The sequence below is a fragment of the Pelomonas cellulosilytica genome (assembly GCF_021353265.1).
GTDB lineage: Bacteria > Pseudomonadota > Gammaproteobacteria > Burkholderiales > Burkholderiaceae_C > Pelomonas > Pelomonas cellulosilytica.
Genome location: NZ_JAJTWU010000007.1, coordinates 25,887 through 46,166 on the forward strand (window position 1 = coordinate 25,887; position 20,280 = coordinate 46,166).

Consider the following 20,280-nt stretch of genomic DNA (forward strand, 5'->3'; position numbering starts at 1 on the left):
CAAGAGCAGTGCCAGCTGCGCGGCCGCCGCGCTCAAAAGCGATGTCGCAGGCCCAGCATCGCGCCACCACGCCTGGACGCACCATTGGCAAAGCGGACCTCGCCGGTCATCCGTGTGTAGTCGACCTCGACATAGGCGTCCGTGCGCTTGGACAAGGCGTAGTCCGCCACCGCGGCCAGGAAGTTGGCCTTCGATGCGAAGGCAGCGTCGGTGAGATACCCGCCCGGTGCCGCGCCGAACGCCGCCGCGAACGGGCCGAGGTTCTGCAGCGTGCCCCAGTGCCTTTGACGCGTCAGCCAGACACTGGCGCCGATGTTGAGCCGGCCCGTCAGCTGATAGGTCGCGCCGAACATCAGCATGTCGCGCGTCTTCACGTCGTTGGCATCGCCGTTCAACACGTTGCCGACGAGGCCCGTCGTGTAGAGCAGCCGCGTCATCGCGGCGCCGTAGAACGCAGTCGGGTTGCTGGCGCTGCCGGCGGACGCAGCGAAGCCGCCGGGCGTCAGCGTCAACAGCGTGAAGGGGTTGTCGAACCGGTTCTCCGCCCAGCCGGCGTGCAGGTAGAACGGACCGTCGGTATAGGACGCGCCAAAGACCAGCGCCTTGATCGTCTTGCCGCTCTGCTCCGTCACCTGAAGATAGGCAGCACCAGCGGCGTAGATGCCATCGTTGTAGCGCGCCATCAGGCCGGCCGACTTGTTGGGCAGCGTTGCATTCGCCTGCCCTTCGCCAGCGCTCAGCTGCGCCTCGACGTAGAAATCACCGACCTGCGCGAGGTACTTGACCATGTTGTCCTGCCGCGAGGCCAGCGACAGCCCCAGCTCCGGCTTGTACTGCTCGATATACGGCGAATGGCGGAAGGACGCGAAGCTCGTCGAGTACAGGTCGAACAGGATGTTGTACTGCCGGCCAAGCCGCAGCTGCCCCAGGTCTTTCGATTGCAGCCCCACCCAGGCGAGGCGCCAGAAGTCCGCCGGGCTGGGCGCTGGGTTGTTTGCCGTGACGCCGGTGTCGACAAGAAAGCGATGCTCCAGGCCCACCAGGCCCGTCACACCACCACCCATGTCCTCGACGACGTTGATGCCCAATCGGCTGTGCGACATGCCGCCTGGCACCATCTGCTTCCTGGACGTGCTCGCGTTCGCGTTCGTCGTGTAGCGGACCGCGGCATCGACAACGCCGTTCAGCGTGACGCCGGATTGCGCCCGAGCACCCGACGCACTCGCTAAGAGCAGGGCAATCACCAGACTGACATGGGTCTTCAAGCGGGGCTCCTCACGGTCTGTGCAACTTCATTCTGTTTCGGGCTCGGCAGCGCAATACCGGCGTTGTTGCATCAGGGTCACAGCACTTCCCCTGCCCTGCCGGCACAGAACCGCAGACGAAAAAAAGCCGCCCGAAGGCGGCCTGGCTCGATCGACAGCGGCCCAAAGGCCGCTCATGATCAGAAGTTGTGGCGGATGCCGACGTCGAAGCCGCTGGACTTGGCGCCTGCAGCAACCGTCGGAGAACCGGCGACAGCGAACTTGGCAGCGCCGTCGTTCTTGATCTGCGACACGGTCGTGTACAGCGCGGTGCGCTTGGACAGGTTGTACACATAGCCAGCGGCGAACAGCTTGCTGTCGCCGATGCGAGCGCTGCCCGCGGTCACGGCTTCGGCAGCGTCGTTGGCCTTGGCGTCGGTGTACGACGCGATGATCTGGCCTTGGCCCAGCGGCACCGTCACGGCAGCCGTGATGATGGTCTGCTTGCGAGCACCGAACTTGGCTTGCGAGTAGACCAGCGAGGGACGAGCCACGCCGAAGTCGTAGGCGCCGCCGACGGACGCCAGCTTGTACTTGTCAGTCGGGCCATTGGCGTTGGCGTACGTGCCGGACACGTGCAGGGGACCCGCCTTGTAGCCCAGGCGAGCGCCTTGGTACTTGTTCGCCAGGTTGCCTTCCGGCGCCGCGACGTCCACGCTGCCGTAGAAGCCGCCCAGGCCTTCCGGCAGGGAGTAGGAAGCCAGGTTGTCGGCGCGGCCGTATGCCGTGCCATTGCCGCTGCCCAGGTTGCTGTACACGGCGCCGACATTGCCCAGGCCGGTGAAGGCATACGGGTCAAAGTCTTCCAGGTGCAGGCGGGAGGTCGTCTTGTTGCGGCCCAGACGGATTTCGCCGAAGTCACCAGACAGGCTCACCGTGGCGCGACGGCCCCAGAAGGCACCGCCGGAAGCAGCGCCGGCGACGCCGGTGTCGGTGTTGATTTCGGACTCGAGCCAGAAACCGGCCTTCAGGCCGCCGCCCAGATCTTCCGTGCCACGCAGGCCGAAACGGCTGGTGTTCAGACCGCTGGAATCCAGCTTCTTCAGCGATTGACCGCTGGACTTCGTGTAACGCAGATCGGCGTCGATAACACCGAACAACGTGACCGAGGATTGCGCAACGGCGGCGCCACCGGTCAGACCGAGGACGGCCAGGGCAATCAGAGCTTTCTTCATTCGATACTCCTAGGTATTCATCGCGGAGCCGCCGGCCTGGAATCGAGCCGGGACTCACCTCCGTTGGGAAGTCCGGCTATTCCACTACAGGTTGGCGGGCTCGGGAATTCACGGATATCAAAAACACGCCCGAGCGTTGTCCGCCCACAACGGTGCATCGAATGTCACGAATTGGTCATCGGAAGAGAATCGGCTGAATGCAAGCCTCCATAAGCACATCCCGTACCCGGTCGCTGAGCTGGGCCGACCGTTGTTTCAGCGCCCTCGATTCAGGGCTGCGGACGGTCTTCGTGCCGGTGCGCGCCAGCCGACCGTCGCCGGCGACGCCGCTGGCACAGACCCGGTTGTCTGAGGAAGAGGCGAGGCTGTCGGGCGCGCTGATGCGCGTCAATCACGTCGGCGAAATCTGTGCGCAGGCGCTGTACCAATCACAGGCGCTATTCAGTCGCAGCGCCGAGTTGCGCCAGCACTTCGAGGAGGCCGGACAGGAAGAACTGGACCATCTGGCCTGGACAGCCGAACGTGTCGCGGAGCTGGGCACCCACACGAGCCACCTCGCACCGCTGTGGTGGGCAGGCGCCTTCATGTGGGGCAGCGCGGCCGGTTTGGCTGGCGATCGCTGGAGCCTGGGCTTCGTTGTCGAGACCGAACGCCAGGTCGAGGCACATCTGGCTTCGCATCTCGACCGGCTTCCCGAGGCAGACACGACCTCGCGCGCCATCGTGGACCAGATGAAGCAGGAAGAAGCGGCACACGCCGAAGCCGCGCTGGCTGCCGGCGCGGCACCGCTGCCCGCGCCGGTTCAGGGTTTGATGCGGTTGGCGGCCAGGGTCATGACGACCGTGGCGCACCGCATCTGATCAAGCCTCGACGACCTCGAACGAGGTGCTGATGGCCGAGGTCTTGGCGAGCATGGCCGTCGCAGAACAGTATTTCTCGTGCGACAGCGCCACGGCACGCTCCACGATCTCCGGCTTCAACCCCTTGCCGCTGACGACGAAGTGGAAGTGGATGGCCGTGAACACCTTGGGATCACTGGTGGCGCGCTCGGCCTTCAGCGTGACCTTGCAGCCGCGCACGTCGTGGCGGCCGCGCTTGAGGATGAGCACCACGTCATAGGCCGTGCAGCCTCCCGTGCCGGCCAGCACGGTCTCCATCGGGCGCGGCGCCAGGTTGCGACCGCCGCCATCCGGCGCGCCATCCATCGACAGCACATGCCCGCTGCCCGTCTCGGCCACGAAGCTCATGCCGCTCGGGCCCTCAGGGCCCAGCCAACTGACTGTGCATTCCATGCTCATTTAGGGAGAGTGCTCAATTCGTCACAGAAAAATATTGCACCGCAGCATAACTCGGCGCTAAACTTCAAACACGCGAAAACGTTTCGCACCGATTGTCTCCTCCACCGCCTCCATGGTGGATTCAACCCGAGCTTGAAAGAGCTCGGGTTTTTTTTCGTCCAATCGGGGATCACGGGCACTACAGGCATCAAGCCTCGCGACGTGGCGCGCCGGGCTGCGTTTTCAGGGCGTCTCTTATCATGCGCCGCCGCAATGATCCCCCTGGAGACCTGATGAGCGCCCCTCGCGCCGCCGTTCGCCCGCTGCCAAGCCCGCGCCCCACGTGCCCACCATGCTCCCCCCTGGCAGCAGCTACCTGCAGCGGATCCTGAACGCCAAGGTCTACGAGGTCGCCCGCGAGACGGACCTGAGCCCCGCAGCGAAGCTGTCCCGGCGGCTGTCCAACAAGGTCTGGCTCAAGCGTGAGGACGAGCAGGACGTCTTCAGCTTCAAGCTGCGCGGCGCCTACAACAAGATGGCGCATCTGACGGCCGCACAGCGCGACGCCGGCGTCATCTGTGCCTCGGCCGGCAACCACGCGCAGGGCGTCGCGCTGTCGGCGCGCAAGCTCGGCTGCCGCGCCGTCATAGTCATGCCGCTGACGACGCCTCAGCTCAAGGTCGACGCCGTGAAGGCCCTGGGTGGCGAGGTCGTGCTGTTCGGCGAGAGCTTCACCGACGCCTTCGGCCACGCCAAGGAACTGGAGCAGGCCCAGAGCCTGACCTTCGTCCACCCCTTTGACGACCCGGACGTCATCGCCGGCCAGGGCACGATCGCGATGGAGCTGCTGCGCCAGCACCCCGGCCCGATCGACGCGATCTTCGTCGCCATCGGCGGTGGCGGCCTGATCTCAGGCGTTGCGGCCTACGTCAAGGCACTGCGGCCGGAGATCAAGATCATCGGCGTGCAGACGACCGACTCCGACGCCATGCTGCGCTCGGTCAAGGCCGGCAAGCGCGTCATGCTGAGCGACGTCGGCCTGTTCGCCGACGGCACGGCCGTCAAGGTGGTGGGGGAGGAGACCTTCCGCATCGCCCGCGAGCTGGTGGACGACTACATCGTCGTCGACACCGATGCCGTCTGCGCCGCCATCAAGGACGTCTTCGAGGACACGCGCTCCATCCTGGAGCCATCGGGTGCGATGAGCGTCGCTGCCGTCAAGCAGTACGTCGCGAAGACCGGCGCCAAGGGCCAGACGCTGATCGCCATCACCTGCGGCGCGAACATGAACTTCGACCGCCTGCGCTTCGTCGCCGAGCGGGCCGAGGTCGGCGAGCACCGCGAGGCGTTGTTCGCCGTCACGATCCCCGAAGCGCGCGGCAGCTTCAAGCGCTTCTGCGAGTTGCTGGGCCCGCGCAGCGTCACCGAGTTCAACTACCGCATCGCCGACGCCAACGTCGCCCACATCTTCGTGGGCATCGGCATCACGAAGCCGGACGAAGCCGCCAAGCTCGCGCGCACCTTCACCAAGGCCGGCTTCCAGACGCTGGACCTGACCAACGACGAGCTGGCCAAGCAGCACGTGCGTCACATGGTGGGCGGGCGCAGCGAACTGGCCAGGGACGAGCGGCTGTACCGCTTCGTCTTCCCGGAGCGACCGGGCGCGCTGATGAAGTTCCTGTCCAGCATGCATCCGGACTGGAACATCAGCCTCTTCCACTACCGCAACCAGGGCGCGGACTACGGCCGCATCCTCGTCGGCATCCAGGTGCCCCGGCGCGACACCGCCGCGCTGCGCCGGTTCCTGGGGGGGCTGAACTATCCCTTCGAGGATGAAACGGCAAACCCCGTCTACCGCTTGTTCCTCGGTTGAGTTGAAATCAAGGGTCTGACCACGCCCGCGCCATGACCGTCGCCCAACAGTCGCTGATCTCCCCCACCGCCAATCCCGAGCTGGAGAAGGCCCTGCGTGATCGCGTCGATCGGCGTTCCGCCATTGCGGGCGGGCTCGGCGAGCTGGAGCCGCTGGCCGTGCGCCTGGGTCTCGTGCAGAACAGCCTCACCCCGCGCTTCCGCGACCCGGTGCTGGCCCTCTTCGCGGCCGACCACGGCATCGTCGTCGATGGCGTCGGCGCCCAGTGGGGCCGCGCCACTCGGGACCAGGTGCAGATGGCGCTCCACGCGCAACTGCCCGTCTCCGTGTTCGCACGGCTGCAAGGCCTGCACCTGACCGTCGTGGACTGCGGCGTGGCCGACAACCTGCCGCCCCACGCCCGCCTTCTGGCCCGCAAGGTGGCCCACGGCACGCGCAACGCGCGCACGGCGCTGGCGATGAGCCTGGAGCAGGCGCACGCCGGCGTCCGCGTGGGCATGGAGATCGCCGACAACCTGCCGGGCAACGTCCTGGCCTGCGCCGCCCTGGGCCAGGGCTCGGCGGAGTGTGCGGCGCTCGTGCTGTCGCGCCTGGCCGACCAACCCGTGCGGGACTTCGTCGTGTCCGGGCCCACGATGCGCCAGGACGACCTCACCCACCTGCTCGACGTGCTGCACGGCGCCCAGGCGCGTCACCGCGACGCGAAGGAGCCCATGGACCTGCTCGCGGCCTTCGGTGGCCATGAGCTGGCGGTCATGGTGGGCGCCATGCTGGTGGCGGCCAGCAAGCGCAGCCTCATCATCGTGGACGGCATCGCGGCCTGCGCGGCGCTGAAGCTGGCCTCGCTGATCTGCGCGCCGGTGACTGACTACGCGGTGTTCTGCCGCAGCCATGTACACCGCGGCCTGGACGAAGCGCTGGCTTTGTTCCACGCGTCGGCGCTGCTCGAACTGGGCATGGACAGCGCCGACGGCACCGGCGCGGCGCTCGCCTGGCCCATGATCCGCTCGGCGGCGGCGCTGCTGACGGATCTGCACGAGGTGGCCGAGGCCCGCCTGGCGATACCGCGCCCCGAGCCGGGCGCCCACGTCCCGACGCTCGGCGCCTGAGCACCGGCGCGGCGTCGCGCCCTCAGTGGAACTGTTCGCCCGGCGCCGAGGCGGCCAGCGGCACGCCGGCCGGCGGCGTCTGCGGCACGGCGCCCGGCGGCATGCCGACGATGCCCGGCGCGCCCTGGCGCTGTGGCGACATGTCCTGCATCGTCCCCGGTGGGTTGCCACCCAGCACGACGGGCGACGGCGCGGCGGTGGGCAACGCCCCCGTCATCGGTGCCGGCGGCGGGCTCAGCTGCAGCACCTGGCTGGGCGCCTGGCCGGCCAGACCCAGGCTGGCACTGCGGGCATCGACGCGCAGCAGGCGCAGATCGCCATCGACGACGGCGCCCACCCGCACGGTGCGGGCAACGCCATCGACGTCGATCAGCGCAACGCCTTCGCCGGCCTCGGCCGCCCGCGCATTCTTCGGCGCGACGACGCCCAGCAGGCGCAGCCGCGTGGAGACGGGGGCCTGGGCTTCCGGCACAGGATCGGCCGCGACGACACCCAGCAGCCGGCTCAGGTCGACCGGCCCCGACTGGCCTTCGCCGGCCGGCAGCACGGAGCCCGGCATGGCCAGGGGTCGCGCGAACAGTTGCAGTCCCCAGTAGGCGACCGAGCCGCCCAGCAGCAGCCAGACAGCGAACGTCATGAATCGTGCAAGCATCGGCCCATTATGATGGCCCGCTCACTGCCCCACCTGCGCTCCCACGCTCTCGCCATGCGCCGTTTCTCCCCTGTCCGCGGCTTCACGCTGATCGAACTGCTGGTCGTCCTCGTCATCATCGGCGTGCTGGCGGCCCTCGTCGTGCCGAACGTGCTGGACCGCGCCGAAGACGCCCGCGTCAGCGCCGCACGCACCGACGTCAACATGCTGATGCAGCAGCTCAAGGTCTACAAGCTGGACAACCAGCGCTTCCCCAGCGCCGAGCAGGGCCTGGATGCATTGGTGCACAAGCCTACCGTCGGCACACCGCCGCCTAACTGGAAGCCCTACATCGACAAGCTGCCCAACGACCCCTGGGGCCATCCCTACCAGTACGCCAACCCCGGCGTGAAGGGCGAGGTCGATGTTTACAGCTTTGGCGCCGATGGTCGCGCTGGCGGCGAGGGCCGTGACGCGGACATCGGCTCCTGGCAGTGACCTCCACGTGCCCGCCGCCCGGGGGTACGCAGTCGACCTGAGCGCAGCGGGCCCGCGCCGCCGCGCCGGGTTCACGCTGATCGAGCTGCTTGTTGTCGTCGCGCTGATTGCCATCGCCAGCGCCACCGTCATGCTCGCGATGCGCGACCCCGCCGAACTCCAATTGGAGCGTGAGGCCCAGCGACTGGCCGCGCTGCTGGAGACGGCCCGCGCTGAAAGCCGGGCCTCGGGCCTGACCGTGCGCTGGCTGCCCCGAGGCGCCAAGCCGGGCGAGGACTTCCGCTTCGAGGGCCTGCCGGCGTCCATCCAGTTGCCGACGCGCTGGCTCGGCGACCCGGTGGCCGTGACGGTCGAGCATGCGACAACCGCCAACGCCGGCGTCGTGCTGGGGCCTGAGCCGGTCATCCCGGCGCAGCGCGTGCAGTTGCAACTCGGCAACCAGCGTGTCGTGCTCGCCACCGACGGCCTCGCGGCTTTCGACGTGGTCACGCCATGAAGGCACGCGCCCGCGGCTTCACGCTGATCGAGGTGCTGGTGGCGCTCGTCATCGTGGCCATCGCGCTTGGCGCCGGCATCAAGGCCGCCGGCGCGCTGGCGGGCAACGCCGAGCGATTGGCGCAGGTCAGCGCGGCGCAGTGGTGCGCCGAGAACATGCTGACCGAGCTGCGCCTGACCAAGCAGTTCCCCGACGTCGGCGAGACGCCGTTCTCCTGCGAGCAGCTGGGCCGAAGCTATGGCGGCAAGCTGCGTGTCAGCACGACGCCCAATCCGCTGTTCCGCCGCGTCGACGCCGACGTGGCCGATGAGGACGGGCGGCCGATGCTGACGCTGTCCACCATCATGGGCAAGCTGTCATGACCCGACGCGCCCGCGGCTTCACGCTCGTCGAGGTGCTCGTCGCCCTCGTCATCATGGCGACGATGGCCGCCATGGCCTGGCGCGGCATCGACGCGCTGACGCGCGGCCGCGAGATCGCGCAGCAGCACCTGGCCCAGACGGCCCGGCTGCAGACGGTGTTGGCCCAGTGGGAGGCCGACCTGCGCGCACTGCAGGACAGCCGCAGCCCCGTGCCGCCACTGGCCTTCGACGGCGGCAACCTCGTCTTGACGCGACAAGCGCCCGCCGGGCTGCAGGTCGTCGTTTGGAGCCTGCGCACCGGCAGCCTGTGGCGCTGGGAGAGCCCGCCGCTGCGCACCATCCAGGAACTCGTGGACCAGCGCCAGCGCGGCCTGCAGCAGCTGGCCGAGCGCAACCCGGCGCTGCGCGCCTTCGACGGCGTGGCCGGCTGGCAGTTCTATTGCTTCTGGGGCAATGCCTGGAGCAACTGCCAGTCCACCGGCGGCACCGGCCAGGCCCAGCAGGCGCCCGCCGGCCCCGTCAACCCGAAGACGGCCAACCAGCCGCCGTCGGGTCTGCGCATCGCCGTGCAGTTCGGCGAAGAAAGCGGCCTGGCCGGCACTCTGACCCGCGAGATGGAAGTCACCGTCCGATGAGGCGCGAGCAATCCGGCGCCGCGCTGCTGACGGCGATGATCATCGTCACGCTCATCGCCAGCCTGGCCGCAGGCATGGTGTGGCAGCAGTACCGCGCCGTACAGATCGAAGCCGCCGACCGGGCGCGCGCGCAAAGCGCGTGGATCCTGCAGGGCGCGCTCGACTGGGCGCGCCTCATCCTGCGCGAGGACGCCCAAGCGAACCGGCAGAAACCGGTGGACCACCTCGGCGAACCCTGGGCCGTGCCACTGGCCGAGGCACGGCTGTCGACCTTCCTCGCCAGCGACCGCACCGAAGCCACCAGCGACGAAGGCCCCGAGGCCTTCCTGTCCGGCGTCATCGAAGACGCGCAGGGCCGCTACAACCTGCGCGCGCTCGCTGTCGGCGAGCAGGTGTCGCCGCTGGAGCAGCGCGTGCTTGAGCGTCTGTGCAGCCAGGTCAACGCGCCGCCAGGCACGGCGGGCGTCATCATCGCCGGCCTGCGCGCGGCCTTCCCGGTGCCCGCCAGCGGCGCCAGCAGCCCCGACGTCGCCGAAACCGGCCCGCTGCAGCCCGCCGGCGTCGACCAGCTCGCCTGGCTGGGCCTGGACGCCGAGACGCTGCAGCGCCTGCAGCCTTACGTCGTGCTGCTGCCCAAGCTCACGCCGGTCAACCTGAACACCGCGCCGCGCGAGGTCATCGCGGCGCTGTTCGACGGTGTCGACCTCGCGTCGGCCGAGCGTCTCGTCCAGGCCCGCAAGGCGCGGCCGCTGCAGGAGGTCGGCGACGCGGCCACCTACCTGCCGGCCAACACGCAGGTCGACCCGGCCCGCGCGTCCGTCCAGTCGTCCTATTTCCTCGTCACCGGCCGGCTGCGGCTGGACGAGCGCCAGCTGGAACAGCGCTCGCTGATCGAGCGCCAGGGCATGAACACCGTCGTGCTGGCGCGCGAGCGCATCAACCAGCTGATCGAGCGCTGACATGCCGAACGTTGCCCGTCTTCACCATGCGCCCGCCTGCGGCCCCCTCCTAGAATGCGCCGCCGCCTGAAGCCCCTATGAGCACCCTGCTGCTGTTCCTGCCGCCCCTCACGCGCCTGCACGCCCAGGGACATCCCGCATCCGACGCCGCCCGTCCCGGTGCGTCGCAGGAGTACGACTGGGTGCTGACCATCGATGGCCGCCAGGTCGAACGCGAGGGCCGCAGCGCGGCCACGGCGCTGCCGCGCGCCGATGCGGTCGTCGCCGTCGTCGGCGAGTCGGACCTCGCCTGGCGCCGCATCGAGCTGCCCCGCGCCGGCCGGCAGATGCGCGCCGCCCTCGCCGGCAAGCTCGAAGACGCGCTACTGGACGACCCGGACACGCTGCACTTCGCCATCGAGCCAGATGCCGTCGGCGGCGACACCGCCTGGGTGGCCGTCATGGCCCGGCCCTGGCTGGCCGACCACCTCGCCCGGCTCGACGCGTCGCATGTCTTCATCGACCGCGTCGCCCCGCTGTCCTGGCCCGATGCCACGGCGCGCGGGCATTTCCATGAGCATGGCAGCGACGGTGCCGCGCTGCGCTGGAGCCATGCCGACGGCGTCGTGACGCTGCCGCTGGAAGGCGGCCTGTCGCGCCAGTTGCTGACGCCCGACCTCGTGCAGGCTGCGCAATGGACGGCCACACCGGCCATCGCGACGCGGGCTGAGCGCTGGCTGGGCGCGGCTGTCGGCGTGCAGACGCCAGCCCAGCGCGCGCTGGCCGCGCTCGAAGGCCCGTGGAACCTGCGCCAATTCGACCTCGCTTCCCGCGCCCGCGGCACGCGCGGGCTGCGCATGCTGGGCCGCACGCTGATGCGCAAGCCCTGGCAGCCGGTGCGCTACGGCCTGGCGGCTCTGGTGGCCGTGCAGGTGCTGGGCCTGAACCTCTGGGCCTGGCACCAGCACCGCGAGCTGGCCGCGCGCCGCGAGGCCGTCACGGCCACGCTGACTGGCGCCTTCCCGCAGGTGCGCGCCATCCTCGACGCACCGGCGCAGATGCAGAAGCAGCTGGACCTGCTGCGCGCGAGCGCCGGCAGCATCGGCGAACAGGATTTCGAGGCTCTGCTGGCCGCCGCCGCCACCGCCTGGCCGGCGGACCGCCCGCCCGCGGACGCCCTCACCTTCGAGCCCGGCAGGCTGACGCTGGCCGCCGCCGGCTGGAGCCCGCCGCAGATCGACAACTTCCGCACCCAGCTGCAGAGCGCAGGCTGGCAGTTGGATGCCGCCGACGGCAAGCTCACCGTGAGCCCGGCCGCCCCCCAAGGACGACGCTGATGGCACGCCTTCCCTCCCCCGCCGCCGGCAACGGCGCCGCTGCCCAGCTGCGCCAGGCGCTGGCCCAGGCCCGCACGCAATGGCGAGCGCTGAGCGAACGTGACCGGCTCGCGTTGGGCGTCGTCGGCGTGTTGCTGGGTCTGCTGCTGGCCTGGAGCGTGCTGCTGGCGCCGGCGTTGCGCACGCTCAAGGCTGCACCGGCCGAACTTGAAGCGCTGGAGCTGGAGTTGCAGCGCATGCAGGCGCAGGCGCAGGAAGCCCGGCTGCTGCACGGCGCATCGCCCGTGCCCCCGGCCCAGGCCACAGCGGCGCTGAAGGCCTCGGTCGAGCACCTTGGCAGCACCGCCCGACTCAACCTCGTCGGCGACCGGGCAACCGTCACGCTCGCCGACATCGCCCCGCCCGCGCTGCAGGCCTGGCTCGCCGAAGTGCGCGCTGCCGCGCGCGCTCGGCCCGTCGAGGCGCAACTGACGCGCAGCCCCAGGGGCTTCACCGGCACGCTCGTGCTCGTCGTCGGAGGGGGCGCGTGATGGCCTGGCTCAGGAAAAGGAACACCGCGCCGTCGCTGACGACGGTGCAGGACTCGACGTTCGCCGCGAGCACGCTGCAGGCCGGCGGCCGCGCCGTGCGCCACGGCGCGCCACGGCGCTGGGCGATCACTGGCGTGACGCTGGGCCTGCTAGGCGCACTGGTGCTGTTCGCGCCGGCCAGCTGGCTGGCGCGCTGGCTGGCCGCGGCCACCAACGAGCACCTGCTCATCGTCGACACGCAGGGCAGCGTCTGGAACGGCTCGGGCGTCGTCGTGCTGACCGGCGGCGCCGGCAGCCGCGATGCGGCCTCCCTGCCCGGCCGCCTGCGCTGGAAGATGAGCCTCAAGGGCCTGGCGCTGCAGCTGGCCGCGCGCCAGGACTGCTGCCTCAACGGCGAGCTGCTGGTGGGCATCCAGCCAGGGCTGGGCCGCGTGGCCGTCAGCATCGACAACCGCGCTGACTGGCTCGCCCGGCTGCCGGCCAGCGTGCTGGCGGGCCTGGGCACGCCGTGGAACACGCTGCAGTTGGGCGGCTCGCTGCGGCTGACCACTCGCGACCTGCGACTGGAGTCCGCCCAGGGCCGCTGGCGGCAGCTGGGCGGGTTTGACCTGGACCTCGTCAACCTGTCCTCCCGCATCTCGCCGGTGGCACCGCTGGGCAGCTACCGGCTGAGCTTGAACGCCGACGCCGCCAACCCTGGCGTCAGCACGCTGCAGCTGTCGACGATGGACGGCGCGCTGCTGCTCAACGGCGTCGGCACCTTGAGCGCCGGTGGCAAGAGCCGCTTCTCCGGCGAGGCCTCGGCCGCACCGGGCCGCGAGGAAGCGTTGAACAACCTGCTGAACATCATCGGGCGCCGCCAAGGCGCGCGTTCCGTCCTGACGATCGGATGATCATGAATCTCCAACGCACCGCCACCGCTGCCGCTGCGATCACGGCCCTGCTGCTGCTGGCCGCCGGCACCGCGTTTGCCCAGCCCGACAACGCGACGGTTCAGCGCGCACGCCCTGGCGCCAGGCCCGGTCCGGCCGTCAAGGCCAGCTCGCCCGTCACGCTGAACTTCGTCAACGCGGACATCGAGGCCGTCACGCGCGCCATCGGCGTCATGCTGGACCGCCAGATCATCATCGACCCGCGCGTCAAGGGCACGATCACCGTCTACAGCGAGCAGCCGGTGTCCGTGGCCGAGGCCTACCGCAACTACCTCGCGGCGCTGCGCGGCCTGACCTTCACCGTCGTCGAGACCGCCGGCCTGCTGAAGGTGCTGCCCGAGGCCGATGCCAAGCTGCAGGCCGGCTCGGTGGCCGTGGAAAGCTCCAACACCCGCGGCGACCAGATCCTCACGCAGATCTTCCGCATCCAGCACGAGAACGCGAACAACCTCGTCGCCGTGCTGCGCCCGCTGATCAGCCCCAACAACACGATCAACGCCAACCCGGGCAACAACAGCCTCGTCATCACCGACTACGCGGACAACCTGAACCGGCTGGCCAAGATCATCGCGGCGATGGACACGCCCGGCACCAGCGACATCGAGATCGTGCCGCTGAAGCATGCCGTCGCAGCCGACCTGGCGCCGCTGGTGCAGCGCCTGGCTGACGGCGGGCAGGCGGCCGGCGCCGCGGTGCCCGGCCAGGGCGGCAGCAGCGCCGTCAACGTGCTGGTGGACCCGCGCTCCAACGGCCTCATCCTGCGCGCCAGCAACCCAACGCGGCTGGCCGCCGTGCGCTCCATGGTGGAGAAGCTGGACCAGCCCAGCACCGACGCCGGCAACAACATCCGCGTCGTCTACCTGAAGAACGCCGACGCCGTGAAGCTGGCCACCGTGCTGCGCGCCGCCTTCGGAGCCAGCGGCAGCAGCAGCGCCGGCAACAACGGCAGCTCCACCGGCAACACCGGCGGGCTGACGGGCACGACCAACAGCTTCGGCGGCACGAACAACGCGCTCACCGGCACGAACACCGGCACGACAGGCACCGGCGGCATGAGCTCCACGGCCGCCACGTCGCCGCTGAACGCGTCGAGCGGCCCGTCCACCGGCGGTTTCGTGCAGGCCGACCCGGCCACCAACTCGCTCATCATCACCGCGCCCGAGCCGCTGTACCGGCAGGTGCGCGCCGTCATCGAGCAGTTGGACTCCCGCCGAGCGCAGATCTACGTCGAGTCGCTGATCGTCAAGATCGACAACAGCAAGTCCGGCCAGTTCGGCGTGCAGTGGCAGAACCTGTTCGGCGACAAGGGCGACGCGACGATCTATGGCGCCGGCACCAACTACGGCACGGGCCTGGCCAACATCATCAATGCCACCGGGGCCATCTCACAGGGAACGACGGCCGTCGCCACGGCTCAGGGCAGCACGCCCGCGCCGACCGGCCTGAACGTCGGCCTGCTGAAGAAATTCGGCAGCTTCTACACGCTGGGAGCGGTCGCCAACTTCTTCGAAGGCCAGAGCGGCGCCAACGTGCTGTCCACGCCCAACCTGCTGTCGCTGGACAACGAGGAGGCCCGCATCGTCATCGGCCAGAACGTGCCGTTCGTGACCGGGTCCTACGCCTCCACCGGTGCCTCGGGCGGCACGGTCAACCCCTTCCAGACGGTGGACCGCAAGGACGTGGGTCTGACGCTGAAGATCAAGAGCCAGATCGGCGAGCGCGGCACCGTGCGCATGCAGGTCTATCAGGAGAACTCCAACGTCACGGCCCAGGGCGTCAACGGCCCGACGCTGGACAAGAGCGCCATCGAGACCTCGGTCGTGGTGGAGGATGGCGACGTCATCGTGCTGGGCGGCCTGATGAAGGACGAGTACAGCGACGGCGAGAACGGTGTGCCCGGACTGTCCAAGATTCCGCTGTTGGGCAACCTGTTCGGCACCAAGAACCGCAGCCGCGTGAAAACCAACCTGATGGTGTTCCTGCGTCCGGTCGTGCTGCGCACGGCCGAGAGCACCAACCAGCTGTCGCTGGACCGCTACGAGAGCATCCGCGCACTGCAGCAGTCCAAACAGCCGGCCACCAACGTGCTGCTGCCCGACACCGGCGCACCGGTGCTGCCCGAACCCAAGGCCCCGGGCAGCAAGGCGCCGTCGCAGCCGTTGCAGCAGCCGCAGCAGTAAGCGCCCGAGCCGCCATGGCCAACACCCGCCACCCCCTGCCCTACGCCTTCGCGAAGGCCAACTGCGTGCTGCTCGAGGACGACGGCAGCCATCTGACGCTGTGGGCGCCGCCCGATGTCGGCTGGGCGACGCTGTCCGAAGTGCAGCGCCTCTACGCGGTGGACCGACTGGAGCCAGAACCGGCGCCGTCGCTGGCCGAGCGCATCAACGCAGCCTATGCCGGCAGCGAGAGCAGCGCGGCCGTCGTCATCGGCGAGGTCGAGAGCGCCGTGGACCTGTCGCGCATGATGCAGGACCTGCCCGCTGTGGAAGACCTGCTGGAAGCGGCCAACGACGCGCCCATCATCCGCATGCTCAACGCGCTGCTGACACAAGCGGCCAAGGACGGCGCGAGCGACATCCACATCGAGCCCTACGAGCGCGCGTCGTCGGTGCGCTTCCGCGTGGACGGCACGCTGCGCGAGGTCGTGCAGCCCAACCGCGCGCTGCACGCCGCGCTGATCTCGCGGCTGAAGATCATGGCCGAGCTCGACATCGCCGAGAAGCGCCTGCCGCAGGACGGCCGCATCTCGCTGCGCATCGGCGGCCGGGCCATCGACGTGCGCGTGTCGACGCTGCCATCGGCCCACGGCGAGCGCGCCGTGCTGCGGCTGCTGGACAAGACCGAATCCAAGTTCACGCTCGAAGGACTGGGCATGGACGGCAACGTGCTGTCCGCCTTTAAGCGCCTCGTCAACCAGCCGCACGGCATCGTGCTCGTCACCGGCCCCACCGGCTCCGGCAAGACGACGTCGCTGTACGCATCGCTGCAGACCATCGACACCAGCACCACCAACGTGCTGACGGTGGAAGACCCAATCGAATACGAGCTGCCGGGCATCGGCCAGACGCAGGTCAACGCGAAGATCGAGCTGACCTTCGCCAAGGCGCTGCGCGCCATCCTGCGGCAGGACCCGGACGTCATCATGATCGGCGAGATCCGCGACTACGAGACCGCGCAGATCGCCATCCAGGCGTCGCTGACGGGCCACCTGGTGCTGGCCACGCTGCATACCAACGACGCCCCCAGCGCCGTCACGCGGCTGACCGACATGGGCGTGGAGCCCTTCCTGCTGTCAAGCTCGCTGCTGGGCGTGCTGGCGCAGCGCCTCGTGCGCCGGCTGTGCCCCGTGTGCAAGACCGAGGACGACCACGGCCGCTGGCATCCGGTCGGCTGCGAGGCCTGCGGGCACACCGGCTACAAGGGCCGCACGGGCGTCTACGAGCTGATGGTGGCCGACGACGCGGTACGCAGCCTCATTCACAACCGCGCGCCCGAGAGCCAGCTGCAGGCTGCCGCCGTGGCCAACGGCCTGCGCTCCATGCGCGAAGACGGCGAGCGGCTCATCACCTCCGGCGTGACGTCGCTGGAGGAAGTTCTCCGCGTCACGCGCGAGTCATGACGCTCCTCGTCCACGGTGTACCTTGGCCGGTCTTGCAGACCGTGCCGAAGCCCTTCGGCAGGCACATGGCGCCCGCTTGGCGCGACCTGTCCAGCCTCAGCCCCCTGCGGGGCGGCGATGCTCGCGGTATTGAGCGACGAGCACATCGTCACAACCGGCCGGCTTCCACGCGGCCGGCGCTCGGCCCGATGGGTTGAACTGACATGCCTGCCTACAAGTACGAAGCCCTGCGCGATTCCGGCCGGCCGGCGACCGGCCTCATCGAGGCCGACAACCCGCGCGCCGCCCGGGCCGCCCTGCGCACGCAGGGGCTCACGCCTCTGTCCATCGAGCCGGTGCAGCAGCATGGCGCGCAGGAAGGCAGCCGCTTCGCGCGCCGCGTGTTCAGCGCGACCGCACTGGCCGTGTGGACGCGCCAGTTGGCCGGCCTGGTTGGCTCGGGCCTGCCCATCGAGCGGGCGCTGACGGCACTGGCCGACGAGAGCGAGGACCGCCGGCAGCGCGAGCTCGTCAGCCAGCTCAAGGCCGAGGTCAATGCCGGTTCGGCCTTCGCCCGGGCGCTGGCCAGCGCGCCGCGCGAGTTCGACGAGGTCTACCGCGGCGTCGTGGCCGCCGGCGAGCAGAGCGGCGCACTGGGCCAGGTACTGGAGAAGCTCGCCGACGACCTGGAGGAGCGCCAGGACCTCAAGGCAAAACTGGTCGGCGCGATGGCCTACCCGGCCATCGTGTCGCTGATTTCGGTGTTCATCGTCATCTTCCTCGTCACCTACGTCGTGCCGCAGATCGCGACGGTGTTCACCAGCTCCAAGCGGGCTCTGCCCGCGCTGACGGTCGCCATGCTGGCGATCAGCGGCTTCGTGCGCAGCTGGGGCTGGGTGATGCTGGGCGCGCTGGTGGCCGCCGGGCTGCTGCTGCGCCAGGCACTGAAGGCGCCGGCCTTCCGGCTGCGCTTCGACGCCGGCATCCTCGGGCTGCCGTTGCTGGGCCGGCTGGCCCGCGGCTACAACGCCGCGCGCTTTGCCGGCACGCTGGCGATGCTGGCGGGGTCGGGCGTGCCCATCCTGAAGGCGCTGCAGGCCGCGGCCGAGACGCTGTCCAACCGCGCGATGCAGGCCGATGCGCTGGACGCGCTGGTTCAGGTGCGCGAGGGCGCGCCGCTGGGCTCCGCGCTCGCCGGCAAGAAGCGCTTTCCGGGCATCCTGGCGATGTTCGCCCGCCTTGGCGAGCAGACGGGCCAGCTGCCCGAAATGCTCGGGCGCGCCGCGCGCCAGCTCGGCACCGAGGTGCAACGCCGCTCGATGGCCGTGGCCACGCTGCTGGAGCCGCTGCTGATCGTTGCGATGGGCGCCGTCGTGCTGCTGATCGTGCTGGCGGTGCTGCTGCCGATCATTCAGCTCAATACCTGGGTGAAATAGACCACCCCCTACCGCGGCGATGCTGCCCCCCTCAAGGGGGCAACACCGGTGGACCGGCAGAGCCGGATCCACGGTGTTCGCTGGAGGGGATGCGGCGCTGCGCGCGCATCGCTGCCGACGGGCTGGACGTCTCAGTCATCCACCCGCAATCGACAAGCCCGCGGGTGACCGGCGGAGCCGGGTCTTTGCGGTCATTGGAAGGGTTGCGGCACTGCGCGCACATCGGGCGCGTCGACATTTCAGGCCGAGCGCCGGGCCGCTCGCAAGCCGGCCCGCGTCGGCGATGTGCTGGCGGCTCGATGCCGCAAGCATCGCCACCTCCTCGGGGTGGGCCCAGGTCCTCGTGGACCGGGGGCTTCAGTTCAAGCGGAAGGTCGCGACAACGTCGCTGAGGCGGCTGGCCTGTTCCTTCAGGCTTTCGGCAGCGGCGGTAGATTCCTCGACGAGGGCGGCGTTCTGCTGCGTCATCTTGTCGAGGTCGGCCACGGCTAGATTGACCTGGCCGATGCCTTCGCTCTGCTCCTTCGCGGCGGTGCTGATCTCGCCGACGATGTCGGTCACGCGCTGCACGCTGTTGACGATCTCGTCCATCGTGCTGCCGGCATCCGCGACGAGGCGCGAGCCGGCTTCGACACGGTCCACGCTCGCGCCGATGAGCGCCTTGATCTCGCGCGCCGCCTCGGCGCTGCGCTGCGCCAGCGTGCGCACCTCGCCCGCCACGACGGCGAAGCCGCGGCCCTGCTCGCCGGCACGCGCGGCCTCCACCGCGGCATTCAGCGCCAGGATGTTGGTCTGGAACGCGATGCCGTCGATCGTGCCGATGATGTCGCCGATCTTGCGGCTGGAGGTCTGGATGTCATTCATCGTGCTGACCACTTCGGCCACGACCTTGCCGCCTCGCCGCGCGACTTCCGCAGCGGAGCCGGTCAGCTGGTTGGCTTGCGCAGCCGAGTCGGCGCTGTGGCGGACGGTGCTGGTCAGCTCCTCCATCGCGCTGGCGGTCTCCTCCAGATTGGAGGCGGCCTGCTCGGTGCGGGCGCTCAGGTCCGTGTTGCCGCTGGCGATCTCGGTGCTGGCCGTCGTGATGTTGTCGACGACGCCTCGCACCTGCAGCAACGCGCCGCGCAACGCGTCGCGCATGGCGTCCAGCGCACGCATCAGCTGGCCGGTCTCGTCGCCACCGTAGTGGCGCTGCGCCTCGCCACTCAGGTCCATGTCAGCGATCTGCCGCGCGGCCTGTTCGGCGGTGCGCAGCGGGCCGGTGATGCTGCGCGTCAGAGTCACGCTCAGCACGATGCCGATGACCAGCGCCAGGCCGGTGGCGCCGACCAGCACGGTGACCGTGCGCGTGCGCAGCGCTTCCACGCGGTCGGCCGACGCATCGAGCTGCGCGCGCTGGCGCGCGGCCAGCTCGGCCACGCCGGCCTGGTAGCTCTTGGATGTCGGCTCGAACTGATCCGCAAAGATCTTGCCCGCACCCTCCAGGTCACCAGCCTTCTTGGCGTTGTTGACCGCATCACGCGCGGCCAGATACGTCTTGCGGAGTTCCCCGATGCGGGCGAACAGCTCGCGCTCCTCGGGCGAATCCAGCTCGGACTCGATCATCTTCTGCAGCTCGTTGGTTTCTTGGATGGACGCCGCCGAGGCCGGTGCGAAGTACGCCACCAGCGCGGTATCGCTGCTCTTGGCGATCGCGGCGGCGCGCTGGATACCTGCCGTGGTGTTGCGCATCCAGTCGGCTGCCGCCCGCTCGACTCGCAGGTCGCGGTGGAAGCTCGCGTCCACCTCGGCACCGAGCTTGCGCAACTCCCAGACGGCCAGGCCACTGCTGACCAGCAGCAATCCCAGGATGACGGACAACACGAGCGCCATGCGCCGGCCGATCGAGCGCTGGGCGGAAGACAACATAGACATCAAAACTCTCCGGTTAGCCGCGCATGTTCGGCGCTGAGGCCGCCGCGTGCCAAGCCTCCGGAAGGGTTAACCCGGAAATCCCGCGCATTGCTTCACACCGCGGCGCCGAGCGGATTGAACCTGTCCGCATGACGGGCACATCGGTTGCCCAACAAGCACACGAATCGGTGCTTCCTCGGAGTCCACAAACGCCCCCGGTTTTGCTTGAATCGCGGTGACGCCGAGGATCCAC

19 protein-coding genes are annotated in these 20,280 nt (G+C 69.5%); 14 read left to right on the top strand and 5 right to left on the bottom strand.

Annotation, left to right across the window (positions count from 1 at the left end; all coding sequences use genetic code 11):
- Positions 1-32: 32 nt before the first annotated feature.
- Both LXT13_RS17490 and LXT13_RS17495 read right to left on the bottom strand, forming a co-directional pair.
- A complete protein-coding gene (locus tag LXT13_RS17490) occupies positions 33-1,265 on the bottom strand; it encodes a porin (protein WP_233373245.1) in 1,233 nt (410 codons plus the stop codon).
- 179 nt (positions 1,266-1,444) lie between these two features.
- Positions 1,445-2,479 (bottom strand): porin, encoded by a 1,035-nt coding sequence (locus LXT13_RS17495; protein ID WP_233373246.1) that lies wholly within the window; start codon positions 2,477-2,479, stop codon positions 1,445-1,447.
- Positions 2,480-2,676: 197 nt separating this feature from the next.
- On the opposite strand from LXT13_RS17495, the gene coq7 reads away from it, so the two are divergent.
- Positions 2,677-3,339, top strand: a complete 663-nt coding sequence (coq7, locus tag LXT13_RS17500; RefSeq protein ID WP_233373247.1) for a 2-polyprenyl-3-methyl-6-methoxy-1,4-benzoquinone monooxygenase — start codon at positions 2,677-2,679, stop codon at positions 3,337-3,339.
- On the opposite strand, the gene LXT13_RS17505 is transcribed toward coq7, so the two are convergent.
- Positions 3,340-3,771: an OsmC family protein gene (locus tag LXT13_RS17505; RefSeq protein WP_233373248.1), complete on the bottom strand. Its 432-nt coding sequence runs from the start codon at positions 3,769-3,771 to the stop codon at positions 3,340-3,342.
- 337 nt (positions 3,772-4,108) lie between these two features.
- On the opposite strand from LXT13_RS17505, the gene ilvA reads away from it, so the two are divergent.
- Positions 4,109-5,629 carry a threonine ammonia-lyase, biosynthetic gene (ilvA, locus tag LXT13_RS17510; RefSeq protein WP_233373249.1) on the top strand — a complete coding sequence of 507 codons (1,521 nt, stop codon included), beginning with the start codon at positions 4,109-4,111 and terminating at the stop codon, positions 5,627-5,629.
- 32 nt (positions 5,630-5,661) lie between these two features.
- The gene (locus LXT13_RS17515; protein ID WP_233373250.1) at positions 5,662-6,738 is read left to right on the top strand and encodes a nicotinate-nucleotide--dimethylbenzimidazole phosphoribosyltransferase; all 1,077 of its coding nucleotides are present in this window, start codon (positions 5,662-5,664) and stop codon (positions 6,736-6,738) included.
- 22 nt (positions 6,739-6,760) lie between these two features.
- On the opposite strand, the gene LXT13_RS17520 is transcribed toward LXT13_RS17515, so the two are convergent.
- Complete coding sequence (locus LXT13_RS17520) at positions 6,761-7,390, bottom strand: hypothetical protein (RefSeq protein WP_233373251.1); 630 nt, start codon at positions 7,388-7,390, stop codon at positions 6,761-6,763.
- Between the two features lie 54 nt (positions 7,391-7,444).
- On the opposite strand from LXT13_RS17520, the gene gspG reads away from it, so the two are divergent.
- The 11 genes from gspG to gspF all read left to right on the top strand — a co-directional run bounded on the left by gspG (position 7,445) and on the right by gspF (position 18,134).
- Positions 7,445-7,867, top strand: a complete 423-nt coding sequence (gene gspG / locus LXT13_RS17525; RefSeq protein ID WP_233373252.1) for a type II secretion system major pseudopilin GspG — start codon at positions 7,445-7,447, stop codon at positions 7,865-7,867.
- A 7-nt stretch (positions 7,868-7,874) separates the two neighbouring features.
- Positions 7,875-8,363 carry a pilus assembly FimT family protein gene (locus LXT13_RS17530; RefSeq protein WP_233373253.1) on the top strand — a complete coding sequence of 163 codons (489 nt, stop codon included), beginning with the start codon at positions 7,875-7,877 and terminating at the stop codon, positions 8,361-8,363.
- Positions 8,360-8,725: a type II secretion system minor pseudopilin GspI gene (gspI, locus tag LXT13_RS17535; protein ID WP_233373254.1), complete on the top strand. Its 366-nt coding sequence runs from the start codon at positions 8,360-8,362 to the stop codon at positions 8,723-8,725. Before LXT13_RS17530 ends, gspI begins: the two co-directional genes overlap by 4 nt.
- A complete protein-coding gene (locus LXT13_RS17540) occupies positions 8,722-9,360 on the top strand; it encodes a PulJ/GspJ family protein (protein WP_233373255.1) in 639 nt (212 codons plus the stop codon). The genes gspI and LXT13_RS17540 overlap by 4 nt, the downstream gene beginning before the upstream one ends.
- On the top strand, positions 9,357-10,319 hold the full coding sequence (gene gspK / locus LXT13_RS17545) for a type II secretion system minor pseudopilin GspK (RefSeq protein WP_233373256.1): 963 nt from the start codon (positions 9,357-9,359) through the stop codon (positions 10,317-10,319). The genes LXT13_RS17540 and gspK overlap by 4 nt, the downstream gene beginning before the upstream one ends.
- Positions 10,320-10,396: 77 nt before the next feature.
- Entirely contained in the window at positions 10,397-11,635 is a 1,239-nt protein-coding gene (gspL, locus tag LXT13_RS17550; RefSeq protein WP_233373257.1) for a type II secretion system protein GspL, read from the top strand.
- Positions 11,635-12,165, top strand: coding sequence for a type II secretion system protein GspM (gene gspM / locus LXT13_RS17555; RefSeq protein WP_233373258.1), 531 nt, complete (start codon positions 11,635-11,637; stop codon positions 12,163-12,165). Before gspL ends, gspM begins: the two co-directional genes overlap by 1 nt.
- Positions 12,165-13,058, top strand: a complete 894-nt coding sequence (gene gspN / locus LXT13_RS17560; RefSeq protein WP_233373259.1) for a type II secretion system protein N — start codon at positions 12,165-12,167, stop codon at positions 13,056-13,058. Before gspM ends, gspN begins: the two co-directional genes overlap by 1 nt.
- Before the next feature lie 2 nt (positions 13,059-13,060).
- Entirely contained in the window at positions 13,061-15,277 is a 2,217-nt protein-coding gene (gene gspD / locus LXT13_RS17565) for a type II secretion system secretin GspD (RefSeq protein WP_233373260.1), read from the top strand.
- Positions 15,278-15,291: 14 nt separating this feature from the next.
- Entirely contained in the window at positions 15,292-16,719 is a 1,428-nt protein-coding gene (gene gspE / locus LXT13_RS17570; RefSeq protein ID WP_233373261.1) for a type II secretion system ATPase GspE, read from the top strand.
- A 203-nt stretch (positions 16,720-16,922) separates the two neighbouring features.
- Complete coding sequence (gene gspF / locus LXT13_RS17575; protein ID WP_233373262.1) at positions 16,923-18,134, top strand: type II secretion system inner membrane protein GspF; 1,212 nt, start codon at positions 16,923-16,925, stop codon at positions 18,132-18,134.
- Between the two features lie 357 nt (positions 18,135-18,491).
- Here the strand turns inward: gspF and LXT13_RS17580 are convergent, their stop codons facing one another.
- A complete protein-coding gene (locus LXT13_RS17580) occupies positions 18,492-20,042 on the bottom strand; it encodes a methyl-accepting chemotaxis protein (protein ID WP_304622826.1) in 1,551 nt (516 codons plus the stop codon).
- Between the last annotated feature and the right edge of the window lie 238 nt (positions 20,043-20,280).

Excerpts from the sequence above, each read along its gene's own strand:
- LXT13_RS17495 (WP_233373246.1), bottom strand. The coding sequence starts at position 2,479 with ATGAAGAAAGCTCTGATTGCCCTGGCCGTCCTCGGTCTGACCGGTGGC.
- coq7 (WP_233373247.1), top strand. The coding sequence starts at position 2,677 with ATGCAAGCCTCCATAAGCACATCCCGTACCCGGTCGCTGAGCTGGGCC.
- LXT13_RS17505 (WP_233373248.1), bottom strand. The coding sequence starts at position 3,771 with ATGGAATGCACAGTCAGTTGGCTGGGCCCTGAGGGCCCGAGCGGCATG.
- ilvA (WP_233373249.1), top strand. The coding sequence starts at position 4,109 with ATGCTCCCCCCTGGCAGCAGCTACCTGCAGCGGATCCTGAACGCCAAG.
- LXT13_RS17515 (WP_233373250.1), top strand. The coding sequence starts at position 5,662 with ATGACCGTCGCCCAACAGTCGCTGATCTCCCCCACCGCCAATCCCGAG.
- LXT13_RS17520 (WP_233373251.1), bottom strand. The coding sequence starts at position 7,390 with ATGCTTGCACGATTCATGACGTTCGCTGTCTGGCTGCTGCTGGGCGGC.
- gspG (WP_233373252.1), top strand. The coding sequence starts at position 7,445 with ATGCGCCGTTTCTCCCCTGTCCGCGGCTTCACGCTGATCGAACTGCTG.
- gspI (WP_233373254.1), top strand. The coding sequence starts at position 8,360 with ATGAAGGCACGCGCCCGCGGCTTCACGCTGATCGAGGTGCTGGTGGCG.
- LXT13_RS17540 (WP_233373255.1), top strand. The coding sequence starts at position 8,722 with ATGACCCGACGCGCCCGCGGCTTCACGCTCGTCGAGGTGCTCGTCGCC.
- gspK (WP_233373256.1), top strand. The coding sequence starts at position 9,357 with ATGAGGCGCGAGCAATCCGGCGCCGCGCTGCTGACGGCGATGATCATC.
- gspL (WP_233373257.1), top strand. The coding sequence starts at position 10,397 with ATGAGCACCCTGCTGCTGTTCCTGCCGCCCCTCACGCGCCTGCACGCC.
- gspM (WP_233373258.1), top strand. The coding sequence starts at position 11,635 with ATGGCACGCCTTCCCTCCCCCGCCGCCGGCAACGGCGCCGCTGCCCAG.
- gspN (WP_233373259.1), top strand. The coding sequence starts at position 12,165 with ATGGCCTGGCTCAGGAAAAGGAACACCGCGCCGTCGCTGACGACGGTG.
- gspD (WP_233373260.1), top strand. The coding sequence starts at position 13,061 with ATGAATCTCCAACGCACCGCCACCGCTGCCGCTGCGATCACGGCCCTG.
- gspE (WP_233373261.1), top strand. The coding sequence starts at position 15,292 with ATGGCCAACACCCGCCACCCCCTGCCCTACGCCTTCGCGAAGGCCAAC.
- gspF (WP_233373262.1), top strand. The coding sequence starts at position 16,923 with ATGCCTGCCTACAAGTACGAAGCCCTGCGCGATTCCGGCCGGCCGGCG.
- LXT13_RS17580 (WP_304622826.1), bottom strand. The coding sequence starts at position 20,042 with ATGTTGTCTTCCGCCCAGCGCTCGATCGGCCGGCGCATGGCGCTCGTG.